The organism is Timaviella obliquedivisa GSE-PSE-MK23-08B, from assembly GCA_019358855.1.
Classification (GTDB): domain Bacteria; phylum Cyanobacteriota; class Cyanobacteriia; order Elainellales; family Elainellaceae; genus Timaviella; species Timaviella obliquedivisa.
Genome location: JAHHII010000005.1, coordinates 1 through 22,358, shown reverse-complemented (window position 1 = coordinate 22,358; position 22,358 = coordinate 1). Strand labels below are relative to the sequence as shown.

Below are 22,358 nucleotides of genomic sequence, written 5' to 3'. Positions count from 1 at the left end.
ACTTACCTCGTATGACTCTTGACGTTTGGCATAGTTATTCTATTGCCCCCTTCACATCATCCATTGCTCCCCTAATATTTGCTTTATCATCGGATGCCAGCGTAGGGTACTTTTCGACAAAGTAACGGCTTAGAAAAGTATTCACGAAAGATAGAACAACAGGACCTAAAATAATGGCTATTAGACCACTTGCACTAAAGCCAGGAACTAATAAAGAGGCTAGCCAAAAACATAGTCCATTGACGACTAGTGAGAACCCTCCTAACGTTAAGAAGTTAAGCGGTAGAGATAGTAAAGAGAGAATTGGCTTAACTCCAATGTTCACAAGACCTAGGGCGATCGCAGCAATTAGCGCAGCGGGAAAGGTTGCAATATTAACGCCGGGAACAACTAGATCAATGATTAATAGACTTAGGGCAGTAGCCAACACAGTTAATGCAGAACGGATCATAAATTTCTCCTTCCTTATGCCAGGTAAGCACTTGTTAGTAAATTCATATTCAGATCTAATCTTCAACTGATGGAGCCGAAGCTGCTTCTCTCCTGAGAAGGATATAAGCTACGAGAATTCATCGCTTCAGGATTAAATTTTGTTCCTCCTAAAGAAGGAAGCAAGTTTTGCTTATTGTTGGCAACATAGCATACATAAGTAAGTAGTAATACAAGTTGAGTCCTTAAGGGTTCTTAAAGGTAAATAGCATGAAAGTTCTTCATCTAATTTTAGGTGTTCTGATTCCTCCAGTAGGTGTCTTTTTGACTTACGGTTTGAGTACTACTCTAGTGATTAATGTTTTACTAACATTTCTTGGGTGGATTCCTGGTAGCATTCATGGCATTTGGGCGATCGTCAAGCATTATGAGAACTCTGAAAGAGTCTATTAGGCTGCGCTGAATAGATGTTTGTTGGAGTAGCTATTTTTGTTGGAGTAGCTATCGGAGAATCATCATTGATAAGCATTAACAAGCTAGACTGATGGCAAATTAGAAGAGTAATTAAGTTTAAAGCAATGCAGGTGTAGCGTGAAAAAGATCATGCTGCACCTACATTGCTTTTTAACCCAGCATTAATTTATATCTCGTCTAAGAGGTTGTCTGAGAAGTCTAGGTTGCTATCCAATCTGCCCCCTAAATCCCCCATTTTGGGGGACTTTGAAGAAGGAGTGGCTCGGAAGTCCCCCAGAATGGGGGGTTGGGGGGCGAGTGTAAAAATCTTTGATACTTCTCAGACATCCTCTAAGCTTTAGCCTTGCTATAGAGGTAGAAGTATCGCAAAGATTAGTTCTTTGGAAAGAGGAACCTAATAGACTGCTATGGCACCTTAAAGGAGTCAGTTAATAACTCAGCCTTTAGGAGAACATAAAGATGGTAACTACTCTTGATGATTCCAAACGGATGGCGATCGGTGAAAAACTAGCCAGCATGAAGGTTGTCCAAGATCTGCTAATTGAGAACGAGCAAAAGTTAGCAGTGGCTTGCAACGATCCTGAGATCCGTCAGCAATTGGACAAGATGCTAGAAAGCGATCGTAAAAATATGGGGATTTTGGACACCGTGATCGTGCAATACGGTGTTCAAGGCAAACCTAAGGAAACTGTCGAAAAGATGGTGAAAGAGGTTGATGGACTAATGAAGGGTTCTGAATTGTCTCTTTTTGAAAAAGTCTCTCAGCATGAACTTCTTAAGCATCAGCAAGTTATGAGTGGCTTGCTGGTTCACAAGGCAGCCCAAGTTGTTGGTGCAGATGTTGAAGCTGCTATTACACCGTTGAATGCAGTTAACTTCGAAAACCGTGCTCACCAAGAGCAACTTAAGGGTGTCTTGGAAGTCTTGGGCGTACGTGAAATGACAGGTCAAGAAGCAAAGCAAGGAATTTGGGCAAGGGTTCAAGATGCAGTGGCAGCCGTTACAGGCGTTGCAGGTAGCGCTATCAGCCACACAGACGATGAGATGAATATCCAGGATGTAATCCGTATGGATCACGCCAAAGTCAACACTCTGTTTATGCAAATTGAGGGTACTGATGATCCTCAGAAAATTCAAGAGTTCTTTGGTCAAATCTACAAAGATTTGACAGCTCACTCTGAAGCAGAAGAACAGGTGGTTTATCCAGCAGTTCGTTCTTTTTATGGTGAACATGACACTCAAGAGCTATATGACGAGCAAGCATCAATGAAAGTTATGCTAGATTCCTTGCTGGCTCTAAGTCCTACTGCTCCTGAGTTTAAAAGCCAACTCAATCAGTTAAAAGAAACTGTAATGGATCACGTTCGCCAAGAAGAGAGCACGATGTTTGCTGCAATTCGCAATAACTGTAGCAGTGACCAGCAAGAAAATCTTGCGACTCAGTTCAAAACTGCTAAGAGTCAGCTTCAGCAAGAAATAGCTGCTCAGTAGCCAAGATAGAAGAGGTCGCCTTCGTAGCTTAAGTATTGCTTCTAGTAATAGGCAATAGATTGAGATGCTGAGGGGAAATACTGTTCTATGAGGACTATGAGGATTTAACCTGTATTCTTCCTGTTTGGAGCTTTTACCTAAAGCTCCAAACAGGATTTTTTGTAATGTTTTACATGCCCAATTAATATAGGTAAATTCTTTTAGTTCTCTAGAGATTCTCTCAATTTTCATGTCTTCCAACACAAGGAAGAGGATTTTCTAGGTTTTATCTATCTAAGGGTAGGTGTGACTTACAAAGGCTCGTTATATTGTAATGCAACAGCAATTTCACACTTCCATCAGGAACTTATTAATCATGACATATTCTGAACACCCTATGACCCCTGATAGACCTGTCAATGTAATGCAGCCTATGGCAGTTCCTGTCGCTGACTATCATGACCGCGTCCGCTGGGGTCCGATTCTATCGGGTTTGGTGATAGCGCTGGCTACTCAACTGATCTTGAGTGCTCTGGGAGCTGCGATCGGAGCTACTACGATCGCTGGTTCTGGTGCTCCCCGCACCAATGCAGATAATGCTGCTGCTGCGGTTGGTATTTGGTCAATTATCAGCTTGTTTATCTCTTTGTTTGTAGGAGGCTGGGTTACGGCTCGTGCTTGTGGTCCTATGAACAAGAATACAGCACTGTTAAATGGTGCAATTCTTTGGGCTACAACTTTAGCGCTTAGCTCTTGGTTGTTAGCTAGCGGTGTTTCAGGTGCATTTGGCGTAGTTGCTGCTAATGCTGGCGATATTGTTAATCAAGTTCAGCAAGGGACTGTTGATGTTCCTGCAACTGCTCCTAATGTAACGGCTCAACAAACGCGCGATATTGCTGGTAACACAGCTAAGATTGGTGGTTCGTTTGTGTTGGGTTCCTTGTTAGGTCTAGCCGCTTCGTTAGTCGGAGCATCAGTGGGAACTCGGAGTCCTCGTTCAGAAGTGCGCGAAGTTCGGTAGTATTTAGCGCTCTTAATAGCCATTCGGTAAGATTCCACAGGTAGACCTCACAAAGCAGATCCCACAAAAGCGTTGTTCTTTTGTGGGATCTTAACTTTAGGAAGTTTGCGAGATGTAGGAGTTTTAACTTTCAGTTATTCTTTTTAAGAAGTTTCGACTTTGTGTAAGGCAAGCCAAACAAGTACTGTAGGTGAGATAAATAACTAGCTTGGGGAACGGAGGTAGTCAATCTATTCAAAACTCTTTTTTTTAAGGCAGGGTCGGGAGGAGACAGCCTGGCTACTTTTCAATTCAACCTAGCCCTCTAATAAAAGATAAAAGGATAGTAATTAGACTTTCATACTTTTACTTAGCAATGCAGACAGTTTATCTTAAGAGTAGAGTTAGATCAGAAAAAATCAGCGTCTCTCTAAATTTCATCTAGTATTGAGGTTCCGATATGCTACGCTCAGCCTGTTTGATCTTTAATCCTGTGGCAGGGCAGGGCGACTCAGAACAAGAGTTAGCACTTATTTGCTCAATTTTGCAGCCTACGATCGCCCTTGACATTCGCTTCACAACTCCTGAGACTGATGCCGCTACTCTGGCTCATCAAGCTGTTCAAGAGGGCGTTGAAGCAATCATTGCTTCTGGTGGAGATGGCACTATTTCAGCAGCGACAGCAGCTCTAGCAGGAACTGAAATTCCGTTGGGTATTATCTCACGCGGGACTGCTAATGCTTTCGCTAATGCCTTAGAATTACCTACGGCAATTGATGAAGCTTGTCACACAATTTTAGGGGGTGCTACTCGAACAGTTGATACGGCAACCTGTAATGGAATGCCAATGGTTCTCTTAGCAGGAATTGGATTTGAAGCCGAAACAGTAGACTTAGCCGATCGAGATTCTAAAGATCGGTTAGGGATGTTAGCCTACGTGTTGGCGGGCATTGAGCAGCTTCGCCGTCTCAATCATTTCGATGTAGAAATTGAAACCGAAGACAAAATTATAAATGTGACCGCTTCTGCAATTACGATCGCTAATGCAGCACCTCCTACTTCTATTTTGGCGCAGGGGTCAGCAGGAGTTATTTTTGATGATGGGCTTTTAGATTTAACGATTGTTTCACCAGCCACTAAAGTAAAGGCGATCGCTGCTTCCTATGACCTGTTAACCTCAGCCCTAAGAGGGGATGCAGTGCAACGTGAAGACGTAGGTTACCTCCGGGCTCGGCGTTTTCGAGTGACTACTAATCCACCTCAAAAAGTAGTGCTAGATGGGGAGATCATTGGGGATACGCCTATTGATGTTGAATGCTTACCTCAAAGCTTAAGAGTGTTTGCGCCTCAAGTAGAAGAAGTGCAACCAATAGAGAAATTAACAGGTCTCCCTAATTTAACTGTAACCATTAAGGAAACGCATGAGGAGGAATGAAACTTCTAAACTAAGCCCCCTAAATCCCCCATTTTGGGGGACTTCCGAGCCACTCCTTCTTCAAAGTCCCCCAAAACGGGGGATTTAGGGGGCGAGTGTAAGAATCTTTGATACTTCTCAGACACCCTCTTAAGGAAAGGGAACTGAATTTTCATAATTTTATTCAGCAACGACCTTTTTTGATAATACAGAGAAACCTCTGCTAGAGCATTGCTCGTGAAGGAAAAGAACTTTGAAAAGGTTCAAGTTTTGTCTAGGGATACAAAAAAGTGGCGTTGCTGAACAAAACTATGAAGCTGTTCAAAGTCCCTTTCCTTTAGGAGAGGGATTTAGGGAGAGGTCTACCTAGCTGCGTTGCCGACTCGACTTAACCCCTAGCCCCTTCCCTAAGAGGGCAGGGGAACAGGATTCATACTTGCATTCAGCAATGCCAAAAAAGGGAGCAGATTAGTTTGCTCCCTTCATTCAATACTTATGGCAGCCTCATCCATTAACAATCTCACCACCATTAATGTGGAGCACTTGCCCACTTATGTAGGAAGAATCAGATGAAGCCAGAAATACATAGCTAGGGGCAACTTCTTCAGGCTGACCGGCTCGATGCATTGGAACCTGATTTCCAAAGTCTTCTGTCTTCTCGTCGGGAAAGGTTGATGGAATTAGAGGTGTCCAAATAGGACCTGGAGCAACTCCGTTGACTCGGATTCCCTTCTGAGTAAGCGCTAACGATAGAGACCGAGTAAATGCAACGATCGCCCCTTTAGTAGCAGAGTAATCTAACAGCCAAGGGCTACCTTTATAGGCAGTGACAGAGGTCGTATTAATGATAGAACTCCCCTCTTTAAGGTGAGGCATCGCAGCCTTAGTTAAAAAGAACATTGCAAAAATATTGGTGCGAAAGGTTCTCTCTAATTGTTCAGCAGTAATATCTTCAATGCTGTTTTGAGGATGCTGCTCGGCTGCATTATTAACCAGAATATCGAGTTGACCAAACTCATCAATGACCTTTTCAACAACTTGTTGGCAAAAAGGTTCACTCCCTAAATCACCTGCGATCGCTATGCATCGACAGCCCTCTTGCTCTACTTTTGCTTTAGTTTCATTGGCATCATCATGTTCATTAAGATAAGAGAGCGCTACATCGGCTCCTTCCTTAGCGTAAGCGATAGCAACAGCTCGACCAATCCCGCTATCGCCTCCAGTAATAAGCGCAACTTTGCCTTGTAACTTCCTGCTACCCTGATAATGACTTCCCTCAAACTTGGGTCTAGGTACCATCTCTGCTTCACTACCTGGCTGATGTTCTTGATGCTGAGGCGGCTGTAACGTTTCGGTTTGTTGAGACATTGAATATTCCTCCCATTAAATTCCAGCTTTGACTAGCGTTCTAATAACATTGTCTTTGATCATTAACTGCCGTGTAATTTCTAGTAAAGCTGCACGTAGATCTTCTTGAGAAATTTCGGTAATTTGTTGATTATAACGAACTAACATGAACTCTTGTTCCATTGTCAATTCAAAGTCACTAGAGTTTACAGGTAATGACATAGAATCTCTCCTTTTCAGCTAAGCTATGCAGTAATATTCAATCTCACTAATGCCTTACTCCCGTGCGCACAAGTTTGTATGACGAATTAACTTAAGCTTAAACAATCTACTTTAGAGGTGGTTCTTCCATGAGATAGACCTACAGCAATCTAAAATAGTGATTTTAGATTGCTCTTAAGCTCTGGGATACCCCAACAGCTAGACTGGCATCTCTTGGTAGCAAGTACTACAACGCCAATAAATTTCTCCAGAACGTGCATGACGCAATAAAGTACTGCAACAGCATGGACAAATACGCCGACTAATCATGGCTGGAGATGTCACTTTAGAAGTGCATTTTTGAGCAGAGTAACCGGATAAATTAGGTAATGTTAGTTGCGAGTCAATATGCGAGTTCATAGTCAAACCTTCGGCTTAAAAAATTTAGAAAATGTCTGAGTTTAAGTGAAAAATCAATTTGTGTTTTATTTTATGCTTTATTAACCGACCATCATGTCTATACCATGCCTACAAAACATCACAGCGTTTAGCCTAACCTAATACTAGGCTTAAATAAAGTTAGGATTTTTAAATATCTTATACAATCTATCTTTAGGTGGACATCTATACTTTAGTTAGTTAACTACTATGATAGTGAGATCTGAAATGGTAGTTTTCAACAATCAATTACTTTGAATATTCTAATTACTTTGAATATTCTGAAAACTCTGAAAAAGAAATATTAAGGGATGGCGTAGCTCACTTTGTGAAGGAGAGAATCTGAAATGGTTGGCATCAAGACCAAGACTATGAACTCAGTAGCGAGTGTTAATCGTCCTTTTCAAGCTCCGAGCAGGCTGTCTCATTTGCGAGATATTGTTAAGGCTTGTGTCTTTCACAGAGTTAGAGATATGCGTAAAGGTGCTGATGATTTACAAGTCGCGGTTACAATTGCTAGTCCTTTGTATGACTTGAAAGAGACCTATAGCGATATTTACTGCCTGATTGATGAGGCTATTGCTGATGCTATTGCTTTTCTGCCAGAAATTCCTTCGAGTGATGCTAGTGAGAGAGCAGTCATGGAAGGGGCGATCGCAGGTGTTGAACTAACCAAGCGGCAAGCAATCCTTAAGGCGCAGGCAGAGATTCAAAAGATTCAGTCTTACATTGACGAACAAGAGGCAGAGATAGAGCAACTAAGTACTTGTATTTTAGAGCATTTCCAGAATAGTTATTTTGACACTTCACCTTGTCAGGGTTCTCAGCTTCTCAGTCAATGATTTTTGAAAAGCTCTTGAGTTAGAGATAAGGGGCGGTTTTAGCGTTGGATACCGAGCTTGTTGTTGCAGAATATTCAAACAGGCATTGCTGAATAAACAATAGATCCCTACCACCACAATTGCATTAGCACGTTACAACTTAGTGGTGCCAGCAGACACTACGATTCGTGTATTCCTGAAGCCTTTGAAAGTGCCTGCGCTCTTATAGGGTTAACCCCATGTTTGGGTTTTTTAGAATCTTCTATTTTGGGCATTGCTAAACGAGAGTTATGAACCTGCTCAAAGCCCCTTTCCTTCAGGAGAGGGGTTGGGGGAGAGGTCTATCTTGCTGCGTTGCCGACTCAACTTAACCCCTATCCCCTTCCCTGAGAGGGCAGGGGAACCGAATTTCCAGACTACAATTCAGCAACCCATGTTTGGGTTTTTAGCATCTTCTACTTAGAGCCTTGCTAACGGAAAGTTATGAACCTGCTCAAAGCCCCTTTCCTTCCGGAGAGGGGTTGAGGGAGAGGTCTATCTTGCTGCGTTGCCGACTCAACCTAACCCCTATCCCCTTCCCTGAGAGGGCAGGGGAACCGAATTTCTAGACTACAATTCAGCAACGCTCTATTTTAAGAATTCAGCAACGCCCTATTTTAAGTCAGATAAGTACTCAACCAGAAAAGTTTGGTATATCTTTAGAGGTATAAAATTTCCTCTTATCTACCCAGGGTATGATATTCTCAGGTTAAGAAAAGTTTCTTAGTTTGGCATCTTGATCGGCTCAACCCCCCTTTCCTTGTCAAGTATTCTTGCCAACTTACCTAGGAAAGCAGGTTTTCCATGCCTACCCCTCAATCTCAACTTTCTAACCCATCTTCTAACTGGCTGTTAGCCGCTTTATCTGGTGAAGTCTATCAACGGATAAAGCCTGACTTAGAACCTGTGACCCTTCCTATTCATCAGGTTCTCTACGATGTTAATGAGCCTATTCCCTACCTTTACTTTCCTCATTCTGCGACTGTTTCTTTGGTTTACCCTATGCAAGAAGGGGCAATTATTGAAGTGGGTGTAGTGGGTATAGAGGGCATGGTTGGACTTCCGGCTCTTTTAGGGGGAATGACGCAAACTCATCGAGCGAACGTGCAGGTAGAGGGGTGGGCAACCCGAGTTTCTACAGAAATTATCAGAACTGAGTTTAGGCGAGGGGGCGAACTACAAGATCTGTTGCTTCGCTACTTCCAATCTTTTTTGGCACAAGTTTCCCTAACAGCGGTCAGCAATCGGCTCTATACCATTGAAGAACGATTAGCACGCTGGCTTCTATTGGTTTCAGACTCTTTACAGTCCGAAACTTTTGCTTTAACTCAAGAGTTCATTAGCCAAATGCTGGGCGTTCGGAGATCCGGTGTGACGGTTGCCGCTAGTGCCCTTAGTCAGGCTCAGCTAATTCAGTATCGCCGGGGTCACATTACAATTCTTAACCGAAATGCTTTAGAGGAGTTTGCTGGAGAGGTTTACAGGTCAGGTCAGGCTGAAGTGCTTCACCTGCTGAGCGATCGCTTTTCATAGTCACCAAATTTAACTAAAAATAACTTTTTTACATTCTCTTTTACATTGTTTAAACTCCTACAGATGTTTAAAACCGTACAGACTATGACTTGAGAAACATTTAGTGTATACATAAACTGACATTCCTATTCTGAAAGCATCCTGCCAAGACCTTGGCTGTTAAGTCCATCAAAAGCGATCGAGTAACAGTAAACGTCTTTACTTTTGGTCTACAACCTCAGAGTAGATTTCTTAGAGAACAATCGTAGCTAGGAGTAACCGTGTTACTAAATTTACAGCCTGATTGTCCACTCAATGCGTTTGCGTCTATTGTTAGCAAGACAAATTTTGTAGTGCCAGAAATAAACAGCTTTGCTTTACAGCGCCAGTCCTTCAATCGTTTACGAATTCTCATAGTAGATAATTATCCTGATATTTGTGAATTATTTGCTTTGGTGTTAGAAGAAATAGGAGCCGAAGTGATTACGGCAACCTCTTGCGCCAAAGCACTCACCCATATCCAAGAAAAACCTCCTGATGTCCTAATCAGCGAAATTTTCTTGCCTGATGAAAATGGTCTTACTCTTATTCGTAAAGCCAGAAATTTAACGGCTGAAGCCACTCAAGCAATGTTAGCGATCGCAGTTACGAGCTATACCGGGAAGCAGGAGCAGGCAGAGATTTGCTCAGCAGGCTTTCAAAAGTGCCTCTCTAAGCCTGTTGATGTTTATAAACTGGTTGAAGTGGTGGTCGATATGATTGAAGAGCGGGATAATAGCCAACAAGTTTAGCAAGTTCGCTAGAGCAGTTCTATTAGCTTTATTTCTATTAGCTCTATAAGATATTTCTGTGGGACTAGAATGTTGCAAAATGCATCCCTGCCACAAATGACGCTAGGAATTTAGTGTACTCTGTTACATTCCATCGCTCCTACAATTTAGGCTATAAAAATAATCCTTCTATTGATAGACAGACGATCGCTTTTTAAGTCAATACCATGAAATCCAAGACGTTTAAGTCAGTACGTCATGTCTTACAGAAATGATGATGGAAAGTAATGGAGAAAAGGAATGTTCCAGCAATCTAACGTTCAACAGTCAGAATTAAGTGTGCCTCGTACCGTTGCCTTAATCTTAGGAGTATCGTTACTTTTTCTAGGAATTGTGGGCTTTGTACCAGGTTTTACATTCATCCCAGATACAATCTCACATCCTACAACAAGCGTATATCCTGACCCAGGCTATGGTTACGTATTCGGTCTATTCCCTACTAATTATTTCCACAATGCAATTCGTATTTTGGTTGGACTATGGGGAATTGCTGCCTTTACAAGCGTGGGCGGCGCGATCGCTTTTCTGCAAATTTTCGCAGTCATGTATGGTGCAGAAGCTCTTCTAGGATTATTGCCTTTCGCTAATACCCTGTTTGGCACTATGCCGCTTTATGGTGGCAATGTTGGATTGAGTTTTTTGTCAGCAGCGATCGCTGCCTACTATGGCTTCGTTAAGCCTGGCTTGGTTACCAAAGGAACAGGGCTAACGGCAAACTTTCAGTAAGGCTCTAAGAGGATGTCTGAAAAGTATCAAAGATTCTTACACTCGCCCCCCAACCCCCAATTTTGGGGGACTTCCGAGCCACTCCTTCTTCGAAGTCCCCTAAAACGGGGGATCTAGGGGGCGGATTGGATAGCAACCTAGACTTCTCAGACAACCTCTAACCACAGGCACAGCCAGGTTGTAAGAAAGGATATTTCCAGAGTAAGACGTTATTGCATTGAACTGCTCAGTAGCATGTACGAGTAAATTATTGGGAGGCTAGTGGCTATGCAGACCGAAACAGACAACATGGTAAACGAAGTGATTGCTGAAGATGCTGGAGCAACAGTCGCTACTGCAAAAATTGATTCCGCGCCTTTGAATTTGGAGTACAATGGGGTCGATCGTAATGCTTGGATTTTTGGTTTTAATCCTCAGCAAGAATTGTGGAATGGACGTTTAGCAATGCTTGGCTTCGTAGCTTATCTTCTTTGGGATATTGGCGGATTTAGTGTGCTACGAGATGTCCTGCGTTTGGTGGGTTAGGGTCTAACCTTAACTGGATTGAAATAGATTGGGCACCATAGAGTGCTGAGTCCTCACTTAGTTTATTGTTTTTCAAAAAGCAGTAAATTAAGTGAGGATTTTTTTAACTCAAGCTTTAGTGAACGGAACATTAACAATAGGATAAGAAGTGTAGCTTTGAGGATGAGAAGTGTAGCTTTGCTGTCAAAACCCGCCTAAGGGGTTGCGTGAAAATAAAACCCCAATGGGATGCATTGACTTATCAGCCCCCTAAATCCCCCATTCTGGGGGACTTTGACAAGTTCGGAAGTCCCGCAGAATAAGAGATTTAGGGGGCGGTTCGGGGCGTTATTTAATTGCAACTCCCCTAGTAGTGTTGCAGAGAATGCACGAAGAGTTGCTAGGGCAACATATCATAAGGTAGAAATTGAAAGTTGTGTTAGATTACCAGACAATTGCTGCTGGTCTGCTTCCTTCTACCCCCTCCTGAAACCCTGTGTTTAACTACCTGCCACCGCTCAACGAGCACAATCTGCCCTATCCAGATACTATCCATCCTATTGTTATTCACTTTGTCATTGCCATGGTGCTGTTTGCGGTCTTTTGCGACATTACTGCATCCTTTACAAAGAACTCGCGGCTATATGAAGTAAGTTGGTGGAATTTAGCATTTGCAACTGTTTCAGTGTTTGTAGCCGTAATCTTTGGGCAAATTGAGGCAGGTCTTGCAGAACCTTACGATGCAGCCGTTGCAACCCTAAACTTACACACTATTTTAGGCTGGTCACTGTCGGGTGTTTTAGCGGGGGTGACTGGGTGGCGCTATGTCATCCGATCGCAGAATAAACTTCAATTACCCATGGCTTACATGGTCGTCAGCCTTTTATTGGTGGCACTGGTGCTGGTTCAAACCTATCTAGGCGATTTGCTGGTGTGGGTCTATGGATTACATGGCAGTCCGGTTATAGAAGCAACTCGCAGGGGAGACTTACTATGAATCCAGACTTAATGAATCAAATGCGGGATCAACTTGGAGCAAACGGGCTACCCTACATTGTTCCTATTCATCCTAACCTAGTGCATTTAACGCTAGGACTATTTATTGCGGCGATCGCCTTCGACATCGTAGGAGTTCTTTTTCCAGTAGAAAAAGCCGTCTTCAAATACCTCGCCATTCCCGTCACCCGTTCTGATTTGTTTAACGTCGGCTGGTTCAACATGCTAGGCGCAGCGCTTATCACGTTTTTCACGATCGCCAGTGGATTATATGAAATCTTGCTAGCAGAACCCTTAACAGACGTTACCAGTTCCTGGGGCTTGCAAGCTATGGAAACCATGATATGGCACGGCGTTGGCGGCGTTGTTTTACTGACTCTGATTGTGGGGATGACAGTATGGCGAGGCTTTCAGCGTTACCTCTGGCGCAAAGATATGTCACGACAGGTGCAATGGAGCTACCTTGCAGTGGGTTTACTCATCTTCGTACTAATGTTTCTTCAGGGCACCTTAGGCGCACACTTAGGCGGCGAGTTTGGCATTCATACTACTGCCGACCAGTTGCTAAGAATGGGTAAAAATCCGAATCAAAGCCTGTAAAATATCTCGATCCTCTCTTTTTTCTAGCTGTGCTGACTATGAAACTCCGCGCAATTTTAATCCTGTCTGTTCTAGCCATTCTTCTAGGCTTTTTTAGCTTATGGATGGCACAACAATCTTACTCTTGGTTTCCGCCAGAAGCAGCGGCTGAGTCTAAGCTGGTTGACGATTTATTCAGCATTTTTGTAGGACTCGGTACATTTATATTGTTAGGCGTGACGATTCCTATTTTATATTCGCTGGTATTTCACCGAGCCGGAAAATATGATTTTAGTGATGGACCTCACATTGAAGGGAATACCCTACTAGAAATTATTTGGACAGCTGTCCCGATCGTTCTGGTCTTAGGGCTTTCAACTGCCAGTTACCGCACCTATGACAAAATGTCGATTCGAGGCCCGATGGAATTGGTGCATTTGCACCTACCTCAACTGGTAGAGGTTGCTAATGCGGCACCCTTTGACGACACGCCTCAACAAGAAATTGAAACGGCACAGAAGACTGCACCCACTGAAGACATCGAAGTCACAGCAAAACAGTGGTCATGGGTATTTCGTTATCCCGATCAAAACGTTACCAGTACTGAGTTGCATTTACCTGTCGATCGCCGGATTCATTTAGCCATGCATTCCGATGATGTCTTACACGGATTTTATGTACCTGCATTTCGCCTAAAGCAAGATATCGTTCCGAATCGTACCATTGACTTTGAGTTTACACCTGTTCGCATCGGCACCTATCCCTTACGTGACTCGCTGTACAGTGGCACCTATTTTGCCGCCAATCAAGCAAACATTGTTGTTCAGTCGCCTGCCGACTATCAACAGTGGCTGACTGATGCTGCGGCTCAAACTCCTAGCCCAGCCTACAATCAGGCTGACTTTGAATATACCAGAGGCACCAAAAGTGGAAACATTGGCGGCTGGAAAAGTGTTACTCCTGCCTCACCTCCTATTGTCAATTACTCACCCAAGGCGTACGTTAACAGTTCGCCTGATTAATTACATGTATCTCTGCTAATTTGGCTCTTTAAGGTCTAAGGATCGCTTTGTATGACTAACATCTCCCTTGAGGCAATGGATGGCGTTACCGCACAGCCTTACCCCGGCGCACCTGACAACTGGAAGCGGTTTTTTACCTTCAGCACCGATCACAAAGTGATTGGAATTCAATACATCATCACATCATTTTTCTTTTTCCTGGTGGGTGGTTTGCTCTCAATGATCATGCGAGGAGAACTGATTAGCCCAGATACTGATTTAGTCGATCGCACAGTTTACAACGCCCTGTTCACCATGCACGGCTCCATCATGCTGTTTCTCTGGACGTTTCCGGTGCTGGTCGGACTCTCCAACTATTTGGTGCCTTTAATGATTGGCGCGCGCGATATGGCATTTCCCCGCCTTAATGCCGTCTCTTTCTGGCTTATCCCCGTGGTCGGCATCCTGATGATTGCTAGCTTCTTGGTACCCGGGGGCCCTTCTCAGTCGGGCTGGTGGGCATACCCGCCCGTCAGCTTACAAAACCCTACAGGTAATCTGATCAACGGTCAGGTGTTGTGGATTTTGGCGGTGGCAATTTCGGGCGTATCGTCGATTATGGGTGGCGTTAACTTTGTGACGACTATCTTCAAGATGCGGGCACCCGGAATGACCTGGTTTAGAACGCCTGCATTCGTATGGTCGGTGTTGGCGGCTCAAATGATTCAACTCTACGGGCTTCCAGCGCTGACGGCTGGAGCCGTGATGCTGCTGCTCGATTTAACAGTAGGCACCAGTTTTTTTGCTCCTGAGCGGGGCGGCAATCCCATTTTGTACCAGCACTTTTTTTGGTTTTATTCTCATCCGGCAGTCTATGTGATGGTTCTGCCTGTCTTTGGAATATTTTCAGAACTGCTGCCCGTTCATGCTCGGAAGCCGCTATTTGGATACCGAGTTATTGCTGTTTCCTCTGTTTTAATTACTGGAATTAGCGCTTTAGTCTGGGTGCACCACATGTTTGCCAGCGCCACGCCAAGCTGGATGCGCATTTTGTTTATGGTGTCGTCAATGTTAGTTGGCGTTCCTACGGGCATTAAAGTATTTGGTTGGGTTGCAACCATTTGGGGCGGTAAGATTCGGCTAACAACGCCAATGCTGTTTGCCTTAGGCGGAATCGTTAATTTTGTGTTTGCCGGAGTGACAGGAATTATGCTGGCATCCGTTCCGATTGACATTCATGTGAACAATACTTATTTTGTCGTCGGTCATTTCCACTACGTGATTTACGGCACCATTGTGTTTGGCATTTATGCAGCGCTCTATCACTGGTTTCCAAAAATTACAGGACGATTGTATTACGAGGGCTTGGGCAAAGTTCACTTTGTCTTGACGTTTATTGGTACGCTGTTGACCTTCTTACCCATGCACGCAGCAGGATTAATGGGAATGCCCAGACGAGTAGCTTCCTACGATCCAGAGTTTGCATACTGGAATGTATTGGCGAGTTTAGGCGGCTTTCTACTGGGAATTTCGACACTGCCATTTATTCTCAATATGGTTAGTTCTTGGATTTTGGGTGAGAAGGCAGGCGATAATCCTTGGCGGGCGATCGGGCTAGAATGGCTGACTTCTTCACCCCCTTCAGTTGAAAACTTTGAAGATACTCCAGTGGTTATTGCTGCACCCTATGGCTATGGCAGTAATCAGCCCTTGGTTGCGGCAAACCCAAATCCTGGCTTGATTCAACCCAATTTTTTGATCCAGTCCCCTAATTCGGAGGCACTATGACGGCAGAAAGAGCGATCGCCCAAGATGTCGAAGCCAGCGTTAGGCAAGAACAGGAGCATGATGAAGCAAGCAATAGCAAGTTTGGCTTTGTTGTCTTTCTACTCTCAGAAAGCGTTATTTTCCTGAGCTTCTTTGTAGGCTATGTGGTCTACAAAACCATGGCGATCGATTGGTATCCAGAGGGGGTAACAGGGCTTGAAGTTAGCGCTCCTAGAATTAATACGATCGTTCTCGTCTCTAGTAGCTTTATCATCTATGTTGCCGAGCGCTATTTGCACGATAAAAAGCTATGGGGATTCCGCCTATTTCTAGTAGCCACGATCGCCATGGGGAGCTATTTTCTGTATGGGCAAGCAGTAGAATGGCGTAGTTTGACCTTCGGATTTACCTCCGGATTGTTCGGCGGCACCTTCTATTTACTGACCGGATTTCATGGACTGCACGTTCTCACTGGCATTCTACTTCAGGTATTGATGCTAATTCGTTCTTTTATTCCAGGAAACTACGACAACGGTTTTTTTGGTGTTGAAGCAACATCCCTATTCTGGCACTTCGTTGATGTCATTTGGATTGTCTTATTCATTCTCATTTATGTTTGGCAATAGGTTAGCAGCGTAGAGGAATAACTATGATTATTGATGATCAGCACTATGATGTCATCATTGTGGGTACCGGAGCCGGAGGAGGGACATTAGCGCATAAGCTAGCGCCAACAGGCAAGAAAATTCTGGTTCTAGAGCAAGGAGGATTCCTTGAGAAGGAAAGCTCAGAATTGGTTGATACAGAAGTGTTTAGGAAAGAGCAGTATCACGCACCAGAACAGTGGTACGACAACGAGGGAGAACCATTCTATCCACAGACTAGCTATTGCGTCGGAGGTAATACTAAAATTTATAGTGGCGTTTTAATGCGGATGCGAGAACGAGACTTTGAGCAAGTACAGCACAAAGACGGCATTTCTCCAGCTTGGGCACTGAAGTATCAAGACTTTGAACCTTACTACACCGAGGCTGAAAAGCTTTATCAGGTTCATGGCAAACTTGATGATGATCCGACTGAACCGCCGCACAGTAATGCCTATCCCTTCGCAGAAGTCGCGCATGAACCTCAGATTGAAATAATTAAGGAAGTCCTCTCAAAGCAGGGGTTGCATCCTAGCCATCTACCGTTGGGGTTAGGAGATCAGGGCAGAACTGACTCAGAAGATACAGGCATTAGTCCCGCTCTCAAATACGACAACGTCACTCTTAAAACCTCTGCTCAAGCTGTTTGCCTTTACACTAATCCCTCTGGATCTGAAATTAAAGCAGTTCAAGCCAAAGTCGGTCAGCAAGACTACTTGTTTTTAGGCAGTATAATTGTGCTGTCTTGTGGTGCGATCAATTCGGCATTGCTGCTGCTTCGTTCTGCCAATGAAAAGCACCCCAATGGCATCGCTAATAGCTCTGATGAAGTTGGGCGGCATTTGATGAAACAGCAGTTATCGGTAGTGGTACAACTGACTTCCTCTGCCCATTCTGGCTTGTCTCAACGAACGCTTGGAGTCAACGATTTTTACTGGGGAGATGACCAATATCCTTACCCTATGGGAAACGTTCAAGAGGCAGGCGGCATTTTGCAAGATGTGATTTTTTCTGAAGCGCCACCGCTCCTTTCTATCTTTACGCGCATCATGCCGGAATTTGGGTTGCGGCAGTTAGCCACTCGCTCAATAGGATGGTGGCTGCAAACCGAAGATTTACCCAACCCTGATAACCGAGTGCGGATATCGGACGATCGCCTTCACATCGACTACAATCCCAGCAATGTGGAAGCCCACGATCGCTTAGTTTACCGATGGCTTGATGTCTTAAAAGCAGTGCAAGCAGCCCAACCTTCTCGATTTAATCGCAGTAGCGTGTTTCCACGTAGCGACATGCCAATTCAGGTGGTTGCCCATCAGTGTGGCACCTGCCGTTTTGGAGAAGATCCTCAAACTTCGGTGTTGGATCTTAACTGTCGCACTCACGAAGTTAATAATCTTTATGTAGTAGACAGCAGTTTCTTTCCTTCCAGTTCAAGCGTGAGTCCGGCACTCACTGTGATCGCCAATGCTCTTCGCGTGGGTGATCATTTAATTCAGCGTTTGATGAATGAGTAAAATTAGTTGATAACGTAGCGAGAGAGACCTCTCCCTAAATCCCTCTCCTAAAGGAAAGGGACTTTGAAGGGGGTTGTGTTTTCGTTAGGAATACCTAAAGTTGGTCTAGGCGTTAAGAGTCGATCGCTAGCGAGTAATCCGAAGAATTTTAGCGTTAAGAGTCGATCGCTAGCGAGTAATCCGAAGAATTTTGTCTCCTTCTGAGGGACAGTTGCCTCGACCATCACAATTACTAGTCGTAACATATAGCTCGTTATCGTTTCCCATAATGACTTCCCTGAGGCGACCGTATCCCTGAGGTTCGTCACCCTGCAAGTAGACTTCGTGAAGCTGGAGTTGCCCTGATGGAGCGATCGCCACCCGTTGAAGATGCGTAGACCCTAATGTCCCAATCATCAAGCTGCCCTGCCACTCTGAAATGGCAGTTCCGGTATAAACAGCGGCTCCTCCTGGCGGTACCGCATTTCGCCAGGTTAACAGCGGACGAACCAACCCCGCTTTGCTATCACAGCCCGAAATTTCAGACCAGCCTAAATTATCTCCAGCTTTAGCAATGCTAACTTCATCCAATCCCCGCAACCCTAGTTCGCCGCTGGGGCCATGATCGGTAACCCACATCGTCGATGCATCCAGCCAATCAAAGCCTTGCGTATTGCGAATGCCTAAAATGTAAGCAGGATTTCCAGAGAACGGATTATCAGTGGGAACTTCTCCCTCTGGCGTAAGACGAAGGATTTTCCCAGCTAGGTTTTGGGGATCTTGGGAGATGCTGGGCTGGCGAGCATCGCCTGTGCCAACGTATAGCATTCCATCGGGGCCAAAGCGAATCCGTCCACCGTTGTGATATTGCGCCACTGGAATATCGTCAATAATAATGCGATCGCTTGAGGCACTCTGTCCATTTTCTGCCATCTGCCAGCGCTCAACCCGATTGGCTGGAGAACCGCTTTTCAGCGTGGTGTAGTAAACATAAAGCCAGCGATTTTCAGCAAAATTAGGGTGAAGCGCAATCCCTAAAAGCCCACCTTCTCCCGCCTCAGTTGCAGGAATTTCGGCTAGAGGCGTAGGCTGAAGCTGTCCATTTTTCACCAGCCGTATTTGCCCAGCCCGCTCAGTTACCAGGAGGTCATTGTTGGGTAAGAAAGCAATTCCCCAGGGTGCTTCTAAGCCATTAACAACTTCTTCGACCTGGATCTTAACGGTTCCAGGAGAACCAAATCCTGACTCCACTAAGCTGCACTCATTCGAGCGTGGCGGTGCAGCAGCTAAGGCATTAGGCTGGGGAGAGGCAGTCGCCACTGGAGTTGAAGCGCGATCGCTCTGCTCAATATTAGGGGACGAAATATTAGGGGACGAAGAACTACAAGCGGCAAAGCCAACAGCGCAAAATCCTGTGAGTAATGCAATTGCTTGACGGTTGATCAAACTCATAAAACTACCGTTTAAAGGTTTGTAAAAGTGACCACCCTTATGAGTGTAAAGCGGAAAATATTCTTCTGCAATTAACCGTTTTTTTTTACAAGTTGATTGCGTTCTAAAATCTTGTGAAACATAAAAATTATGTTTCACAAGATTACTGACTAGGCGATCGCGAGGGAGCGATCGGGGCTACCCGGTTTTCTACCGCAACTACTCGCTCTTTCAGTTCAATCACCAATGTTGCTAACCGCTTAAAGGTTGGGTCATCGGCTAAAGGCGAAGCAGCAGAAGATAAGCGATCGGGAACAGTGGGCGAAAAATCAACTCCTGCACCAGAGCTAAGCCGAGAAACTTGAGACTCTAATTGACTGATCCGAGAACGAAGATTTGTATTTTCTAGCTCTATCCGTGAGATCCGAGACTCTACCTGAGTCGTTGATTGAGCAGGAGTAACATGCCAAGAGAACCAAAGAAATAGAATAAAGATGAGAATTCCCAACGGCTTGATTTTTTTCATCATTAACCCTATCTGCATTCAAATTTGAATTAGATCTCAAGATGCGTTGCCTTTCCACGTCAAATGATCAATGCACTAAAACCATCATATAAACCATCATATATAGTAGGGTAAAGGTGATTTTGAATCTGCTTTACCACTGCTCCAGGAGAACTCATTGCTATGAAAATTCTGGTTGTTGAGGATGATGAGCTTATTGCTCAAGCCCTACGTATTATTCTCTCTGACCAAAATTACGCAGTCGAGCTAGCTCAAGATGGTCAAGTAGGTTTAGAGTTGATTGAAATATTCGATTATGATTTGTTGCTCTTAGACGTAATGTTACCCAGGTTAGATGGTATTAGTCTATGCCGTCAGGTGCGATCGCAAGGTCATCAAATGCCAATCTTATTGCTCACCGGACGAGATAGTAAGCACGAAAAAGCGACAGGGTTAGATGCGGGTGCCGATGATTATGTGGTTAAACCGTTTGATACAGAAGAGCTAGTCGCTCGAGTTCGAGCGTTACTGCGGCGAGCTAACTCTAGCACCCAACCTTTGCTGGAATGGGGAGGACTACAACTTGACCCTAGCAGTTGCGAAGTTATCTATCAAGACAAGCTGCTCTCGGTCACCCCTAAAGAGTATGCCTTGCTTGAGCTATTCCTGCGCAATAATCGCCGTGTTTTTAGCTGTGATGCCATTCTAGAGCATCTGTGGACATACGAGGATATGCCTGGAGAAGAAGCAGTTAGAACCCATATTAAAGGATTGCGGCAAAAACTTAAGACAGTAGGTGCTCCTGCTACCTTAATTGAGACGGTCTATGGCATTGGTTATCGGCTAAAACCTTTGAACGTAAAGCACGTTCCAGCAAAACTCAAAGAGAAACCCAATCCCTCCGACAATCAGCCTATACCGCCACAAGCCATCCAGTCCCAATCGCTAGCCATTGTTGCCGGAATTTGGCATCGCTTTCAGGCAAAAGTGAGTGCCCAGGTCGAAGTCCTAGAGAAGGCAGCCGCAGCCGCGCTAGTTCAATCTCTTGACCCTCAACTACACCAGCAAGCTAAACAAGATGCTCATACTTTGGCAGGATCTTTAAGCATGTTTGGCTTTCCCCATGGCGGTGATTTGGCTCGAAATATCGAACAACTTCTAGGATCGCCAGATGCGTTAAGCCCAGACCAGGTGCAAAAATTTCAGGCATGGGTAATGGGGTTGCGGCAAGATATTGAACAACCCATAGAAGAAAAAACCCCTGAATTTGCCGTCGCTAACACTCATCCATTGCTGCTCATTGCCGATCGCGATCGTCTCCTAGCCGAAGCCTTAGCCCACGAAGCAGAGAAACAAGGTTTCAGAGGCATGATCGCTCCTGATTTAGCGATTGCTCAATCTATTCTCGATCAACATCAACCTGACATTGTTTTATTGGATTTAGAAATTTCTTCAAACAGTCAAGAGAGCCTAGCACTGCTCAGCAAATTTCAGCGTCGAATGCCCCCTATTCCTGTGTTGGTATTTGCTAATCAAGCTAGCTTAACTCAGCGCGTGGAAGTTGCTCGCCATGGCGGACGGTTCTTTTTGCAAAAGCCTTTCTCCTTAACTCAAGTCTTTGAAGCTGTTAATCAAGTTTTGAAGCGCGCTGAACCTGCTCAAACCAAGATCATGGTTGTTGATGATGATCCTGAAATTGTCCCTGTATTAAAAACGTTGCTGGAACCTTGGGGTTTGAAGGTTACGATGCTTCAAGACCCAGAACAATTTTGGGAAACCCTCGAAACATGTTCTCCCGATCTGCTGATTCTAGATGTAGAAATGCCCTATTTAGGGGGCATTGAATTATGTCAGGTAGTTCGCAATGATATTCGCTGGGGTGGGCTGCCGATCCTTTTTCTGACGGCTCATACCGAGTTTTCTATCATTGATCAAGTATTCGCAGCGGGTGCCGACGATTTTGTTAGTAAACCGATTGTAGGCTCCGAATTGGTGGCTCGGATCATCACTCGTCTAGAGCGCCTGAGGCTAATGCGACGCATTGCTGAAACTGATCCACTGACTGGAGTGGCTAACCGTCAAAAATCAACTCAAGATCTAGAAGAATTGCTTAGTTTAGCCGATCGCCATCAACAAACTTTGTCCTTTGCGATTTTAGATTTAGACCACTTCAAACAAATCAATGACCGATATGGTCACGCTGCTGGCGATACAGTGCTTCGTCAAGTGGGTTATTTGTTGCAGCAATCTTTTCAGAGCGAGGATGTGATCGCGCGGTGGGGAGGAGAAGAGTTTGTGGTGGGGATGTACGGCATGGTAGCGGAGGAGGCAGTTCAAAGGCTTGTAATACTATGCCAAATGCTTGAGCACCAACCTTTTTATAGTGCTGAGGATCAGTTTCAAGTCTCCTTAAGCGCTGGGGTTGCTCAGTATCCTCAAGATGGCAGCGATTTACGATCGCTCTATCGGTCGGCAGATGTGGCACTGCAACAAGCTAAGAAAAAGCAACATCTGACCGATTTTGCGATCGCCACCTATCGATAAATATTTCTCTATTTTTCATGCGTAAGTCAGCAACGCTCAAAAATCGGCATTGCTGAATTGTAGTAAGCTACTCAACATTTAACTTGCAAGTAGCCCATTTCCTTTGTTCTTCACTTTTCGTTGCCACTTAATCTTTAGTTCTCCTTGATTCAGGAGTCGATCCAGTAGCTCTCTCAATTCTTCCACCGAT

The 22,358-nt window shown here is 44.6% G+C and carries 21 protein-coding genes; 16 read left to right on the top strand and 5 right to left on the bottom strand.

Features of this window, described 5'->3' with window-relative positions:
• Positions 1-34: 34 nt before the first annotated feature.
• On the bottom strand, positions 35-451 hold the full coding sequence (locus KME11_10760; GenBank protein MBW4515694.1) for a phage holin family protein: 417 nt from the start codon (positions 449-451) through the stop codon (positions 35-37).
• A 248-nt stretch (positions 452-699) separates the two neighbouring features.
• Between KME11_10760 and KME11_10755 the strand changes: the two genes are divergently transcribed.
• The 4 genes from KME11_10755 to KME11_10740 all read left to right on the top strand — a co-directional run bounded on the left by KME11_10755 (position 700) and on the right by KME11_10740 (position 4,808).
• Positions 700-882 carry a YqaE/Pmp3 family membrane protein gene (locus KME11_10755; GenBank protein ID MBW4515693.1) on the top strand — a complete coding sequence of 61 codons (183 nt, stop codon included), beginning with the start codon at positions 700-702 and terminating at the stop codon, positions 880-882.
• A gap of 480 nt (positions 883-1,362) precedes the next feature.
• Positions 1,363-2,394 (top strand): hemerythrin domain-containing protein, encoded by a 1,032-nt coding sequence (locus KME11_10750; protein MBW4515692.1) that lies wholly within the window; start codon positions 1,363-1,365, stop codon positions 2,392-2,394.
• 376 nt (positions 2,395-2,770) lie between these two features.
• Positions 2,771-3,394, top strand: a complete 624-nt coding sequence (locus KME11_10745) for a hypothetical protein (GenBank protein MBW4515691.1) — start codon at positions 2,771-2,773, stop codon at positions 3,392-3,394.
• A gap of 439 nt (positions 3,395-3,833) precedes the next feature.
• Positions 3,834-4,808: a YegS/Rv2252/BmrU family lipid kinase gene (locus KME11_10740; GenBank protein ID MBW4515690.1), complete on the top strand. Its 975-nt coding sequence runs from the start codon at positions 3,834-3,836 to the stop codon at positions 4,806-4,808.
• A gap of 483 nt (positions 4,809-5,291) precedes the next feature.
• Here KME11_10740 and KME11_10735 read toward each other — a convergent pair whose 3' ends face one another.
• Together KME11_10735 and KME11_10730 are read right to left on the bottom strand one after the other, a co-directional pair.
• Positions 5,292-6,155, bottom strand: coding sequence for an SDR family oxidoreductase (locus tag KME11_10735; protein ID MBW4515689.1), 864 nt, complete (start codon positions 6,153-6,155; stop codon positions 5,292-5,294).
• 15 nt (positions 6,156-6,170) lie between these two features.
• Positions 6,171-6,302 carry a hypothetical protein gene (locus KME11_10730; GenBank protein MBW4515688.1) on the bottom strand — a complete coding sequence of 44 codons (132 nt, stop codon included), beginning with the start codon at positions 6,300-6,302 and terminating at the stop codon, positions 6,171-6,173.
• A gap of 842 nt (positions 6,303-7,144) precedes the next feature.
• Between KME11_10730 and KME11_10725 the strand changes: the two genes are divergently transcribed.
• The 11 genes from KME11_10725 to KME11_10675 all read left to right on the top strand — a co-directional run bounded on the left by KME11_10725 (position 7,145) and on the right by KME11_10675 (position 17,709).
• On the top strand, positions 7,145-7,615 hold the full coding sequence (locus tag KME11_10725) for a hypothetical protein (GenBank protein MBW4515687.1): 471 nt from the start codon (positions 7,145-7,147) through the stop codon (positions 7,613-7,615).
• Between the two features lie 822 nt (positions 7,616-8,437).
• A complete protein-coding gene (locus tag KME11_10720; GenBank protein ID MBW4515686.1) occupies positions 8,438-9,166 on the top strand; it encodes a Crp/Fnr family transcriptional regulator in 729 nt (242 codons plus the stop codon).
• Positions 9,167-9,426: 260 nt separating this feature from the next.
• A complete protein-coding gene (locus tag KME11_10715) occupies positions 9,427-9,936 on the top strand; it encodes a response regulator (GenBank protein ID MBW4515685.1) in 510 nt (169 codons plus the stop codon).
• Positions 9,937-10,215: 279 nt separating this feature from the next.
• Positions 10,216-10,701 (top strand): DUF4383 domain-containing protein, encoded by a 486-nt coding sequence (locus KME11_10710; protein ID MBW4515684.1) that lies wholly within the window; start codon positions 10,216-10,218, stop codon positions 10,699-10,701.
• Between the two features lie 288 nt (positions 10,702-10,989).
• Complete coding sequence (locus KME11_10705) at positions 10,990-11,226, top strand: high light inducible protein (GenBank protein MBW4515683.1); 237 nt, start codon at positions 10,990-10,992, stop codon at positions 11,224-11,226.
• Positions 11,227-11,701: 475 nt separating this feature from the next.
• Positions 11,702-12,202: a DUF2231 domain-containing protein gene (locus KME11_10700; protein ID MBW4515682.1), complete on the top strand. Its 501-nt coding sequence runs from the start codon at positions 11,702-11,704 to the stop codon at positions 12,200-12,202.
• Positions 12,199-12,801 carry a DUF2231 domain-containing protein gene (locus KME11_10695; protein MBW4515681.1) on the top strand — a complete coding sequence of 201 codons (603 nt, stop codon included), beginning with the start codon at positions 12,199-12,201 and terminating at the stop codon, positions 12,799-12,801. The genes KME11_10700 and KME11_10695 overlap by 4 nt, the downstream gene beginning before the upstream one ends.
• Before the next feature lie 38 nt (positions 12,802-12,839).
• On the top strand, positions 12,840-13,802 hold the full coding sequence (locus KME11_10690) for a cytochrome c oxidase subunit II (GenBank protein MBW4515680.1): 963 nt from the start codon (positions 12,840-12,842) through the stop codon (positions 13,800-13,802).
• A gap of 51 nt (positions 13,803-13,853) precedes the next feature.
• Entirely contained in the window at positions 13,854-15,569 is a 1,716-nt protein-coding gene (gene ctaD, locus KME11_10685) for a cytochrome c oxidase subunit I (protein MBW4515679.1), read from the top strand.
• A complete protein-coding gene (locus KME11_10680) occupies positions 15,566-16,174 on the top strand; it encodes a heme-copper oxidase subunit III (protein MBW4515678.1) in 609 nt (202 codons plus the stop codon). The genes ctaD and KME11_10680 overlap by 4 nt, the downstream gene beginning before the upstream one ends.
• Positions 16,175-16,197: 23 nt before the next feature.
• The gene (locus KME11_10675) at positions 16,198-17,709 is read left to right on the top strand and encodes a GMC family oxidoreductase (protein MBW4515677.1); all 1,512 of its coding nucleotides are present in this window, start codon (positions 16,198-16,200) and stop codon (positions 17,707-17,709) included.
• A 168-nt stretch (positions 17,710-17,877) separates the two neighbouring features.
• Here KME11_10675 and KME11_10670 read toward each other — a convergent pair whose 3' ends face one another.
• On the bottom strand, positions 17,878-19,140 hold the full coding sequence (locus KME11_10670) for a PQQ-dependent sugar dehydrogenase (protein ID MBW4515676.1): 1,263 nt from the start codon (positions 19,138-19,140) through the stop codon (positions 17,878-17,880).
• Between the two features lie 142 nt (positions 19,141-19,282).
• Entirely contained in the window at positions 19,283-19,648 is a 366-nt protein-coding gene (locus KME11_10665; protein MBW4515675.1) for a hypothetical protein, read from the bottom strand.
• A 159-nt stretch (positions 19,649-19,807) separates the two neighbouring features.
• Between KME11_10665 and KME11_10660 the strand changes: the two genes are divergently transcribed.
• Entirely contained in the window at positions 19,808-22,168 is a 2,361-nt protein-coding gene (locus KME11_10660) for a response regulator (GenBank protein MBW4515674.1), read from the top strand.
• Positions 22,169-22,358: the final 190 nt, after the last annotated feature.

Coding starts and splice junctions, on each gene's coding strand:
- KME11_10760 (MBW4515694.1), bottom strand. CDS start 451: ATGATCCGTTCTGCATTAACTGTGTTGGCTACTGCCCTAAGTCTATTA.
- KME11_10755 (MBW4515693.1), top strand. CDS start 700: ATGAAAGTTCTTCATCTAATTTTAGGTGTTCTGATTCCTCCAGTAGGT.
- KME11_10750 (MBW4515692.1), top strand. CDS start 1,363: ATGGTAACTACTCTTGATGATTCCAAACGGATGGCGATCGGTGAAAAA.
- KME11_10745 (MBW4515691.1), top strand. CDS start 2,771: ATGACCCCTGATAGACCTGTCAATGTAATGCAGCCTATGGCAGTTCCT.
- KME11_10740 (MBW4515690.1), top strand. CDS start 3,834: ATGCTACGCTCAGCCTGTTTGATCTTTAATCCTGTGGCAGGGCAGGGC.
- KME11_10735 (MBW4515689.1), bottom strand. CDS start 6,155: ATGTCTCAACAAACCGAAACGTTACAGCCGCCTCAGCATCAAGAACAT.
- KME11_10730 (MBW4515688.1), bottom strand. CDS start 6,302: ATGTTAGTTCGTTATAATCAACAAATTACCGAAATTTCTCAAGAAGAT.
- KME11_10725 (MBW4515687.1), top strand. CDS start 7,145: ATGAACTCAGTAGCGAGTGTTAATCGTCCTTTTCAAGCTCCGAGCAGG.
- KME11_10720 (MBW4515686.1), top strand. CDS start 8,438: ATGCCTACCCCTCAATCTCAACTTTCTAACCCATCTTCTAACTGGCTG.
- KME11_10710 (MBW4515684.1), top strand. CDS start 10,216: ATGTTCCAGCAATCTAACGTTCAACAGTCAGAATTAAGTGTGCCTCGT.
- KME11_10705 (MBW4515683.1), top strand. CDS start 10,990: ATGGTAAACGAAGTGATTGCTGAAGATGCTGGAGCAACAGTCGCTACT.
- KME11_10695 (MBW4515681.1), top strand. CDS start 12,199: ATGAATCCAGACTTAATGAATCAAATGCGGGATCAACTTGGAGCAAAC.
- KME11_10690 (MBW4515680.1), top strand. CDS start 12,840: ATGAAACTCCGCGCAATTTTAATCCTGTCTGTTCTAGCCATTCTTCTA.
- ctaD (MBW4515679.1), top strand. CDS start 13,854: ATGACTAACATCTCCCTTGAGGCAATGGATGGCGTTACCGCACAGCCT.
- KME11_10680 (MBW4515678.1), top strand. CDS start 15,566: ATGACGGCAGAAAGAGCGATCGCCCAAGATGTCGAAGCCAGCGTTAGG.
- KME11_10675 (MBW4515677.1), top strand. CDS start 16,198: ATGATTATTGATGATCAGCACTATGATGTCATCATTGTGGGTACCGGA.
- KME11_10670 (MBW4515676.1), bottom strand. CDS start 19,140: ATGAGTTTGATCAACCGTCAAGCAATTGCATTACTCACAGGATTTTGC.
- KME11_10665 (MBW4515675.1), bottom strand. CDS start 19,648: ATGATGAAAAAAATCAAGCCGTTGGGAATTCTCATCTTTATTCTATTT.
- KME11_10660 (MBW4515674.1), top strand. CDS start 19,808: ATGAAAATTCTGGTTGTTGAGGATGATGAGCTTATTGCTCAAGCCCTA.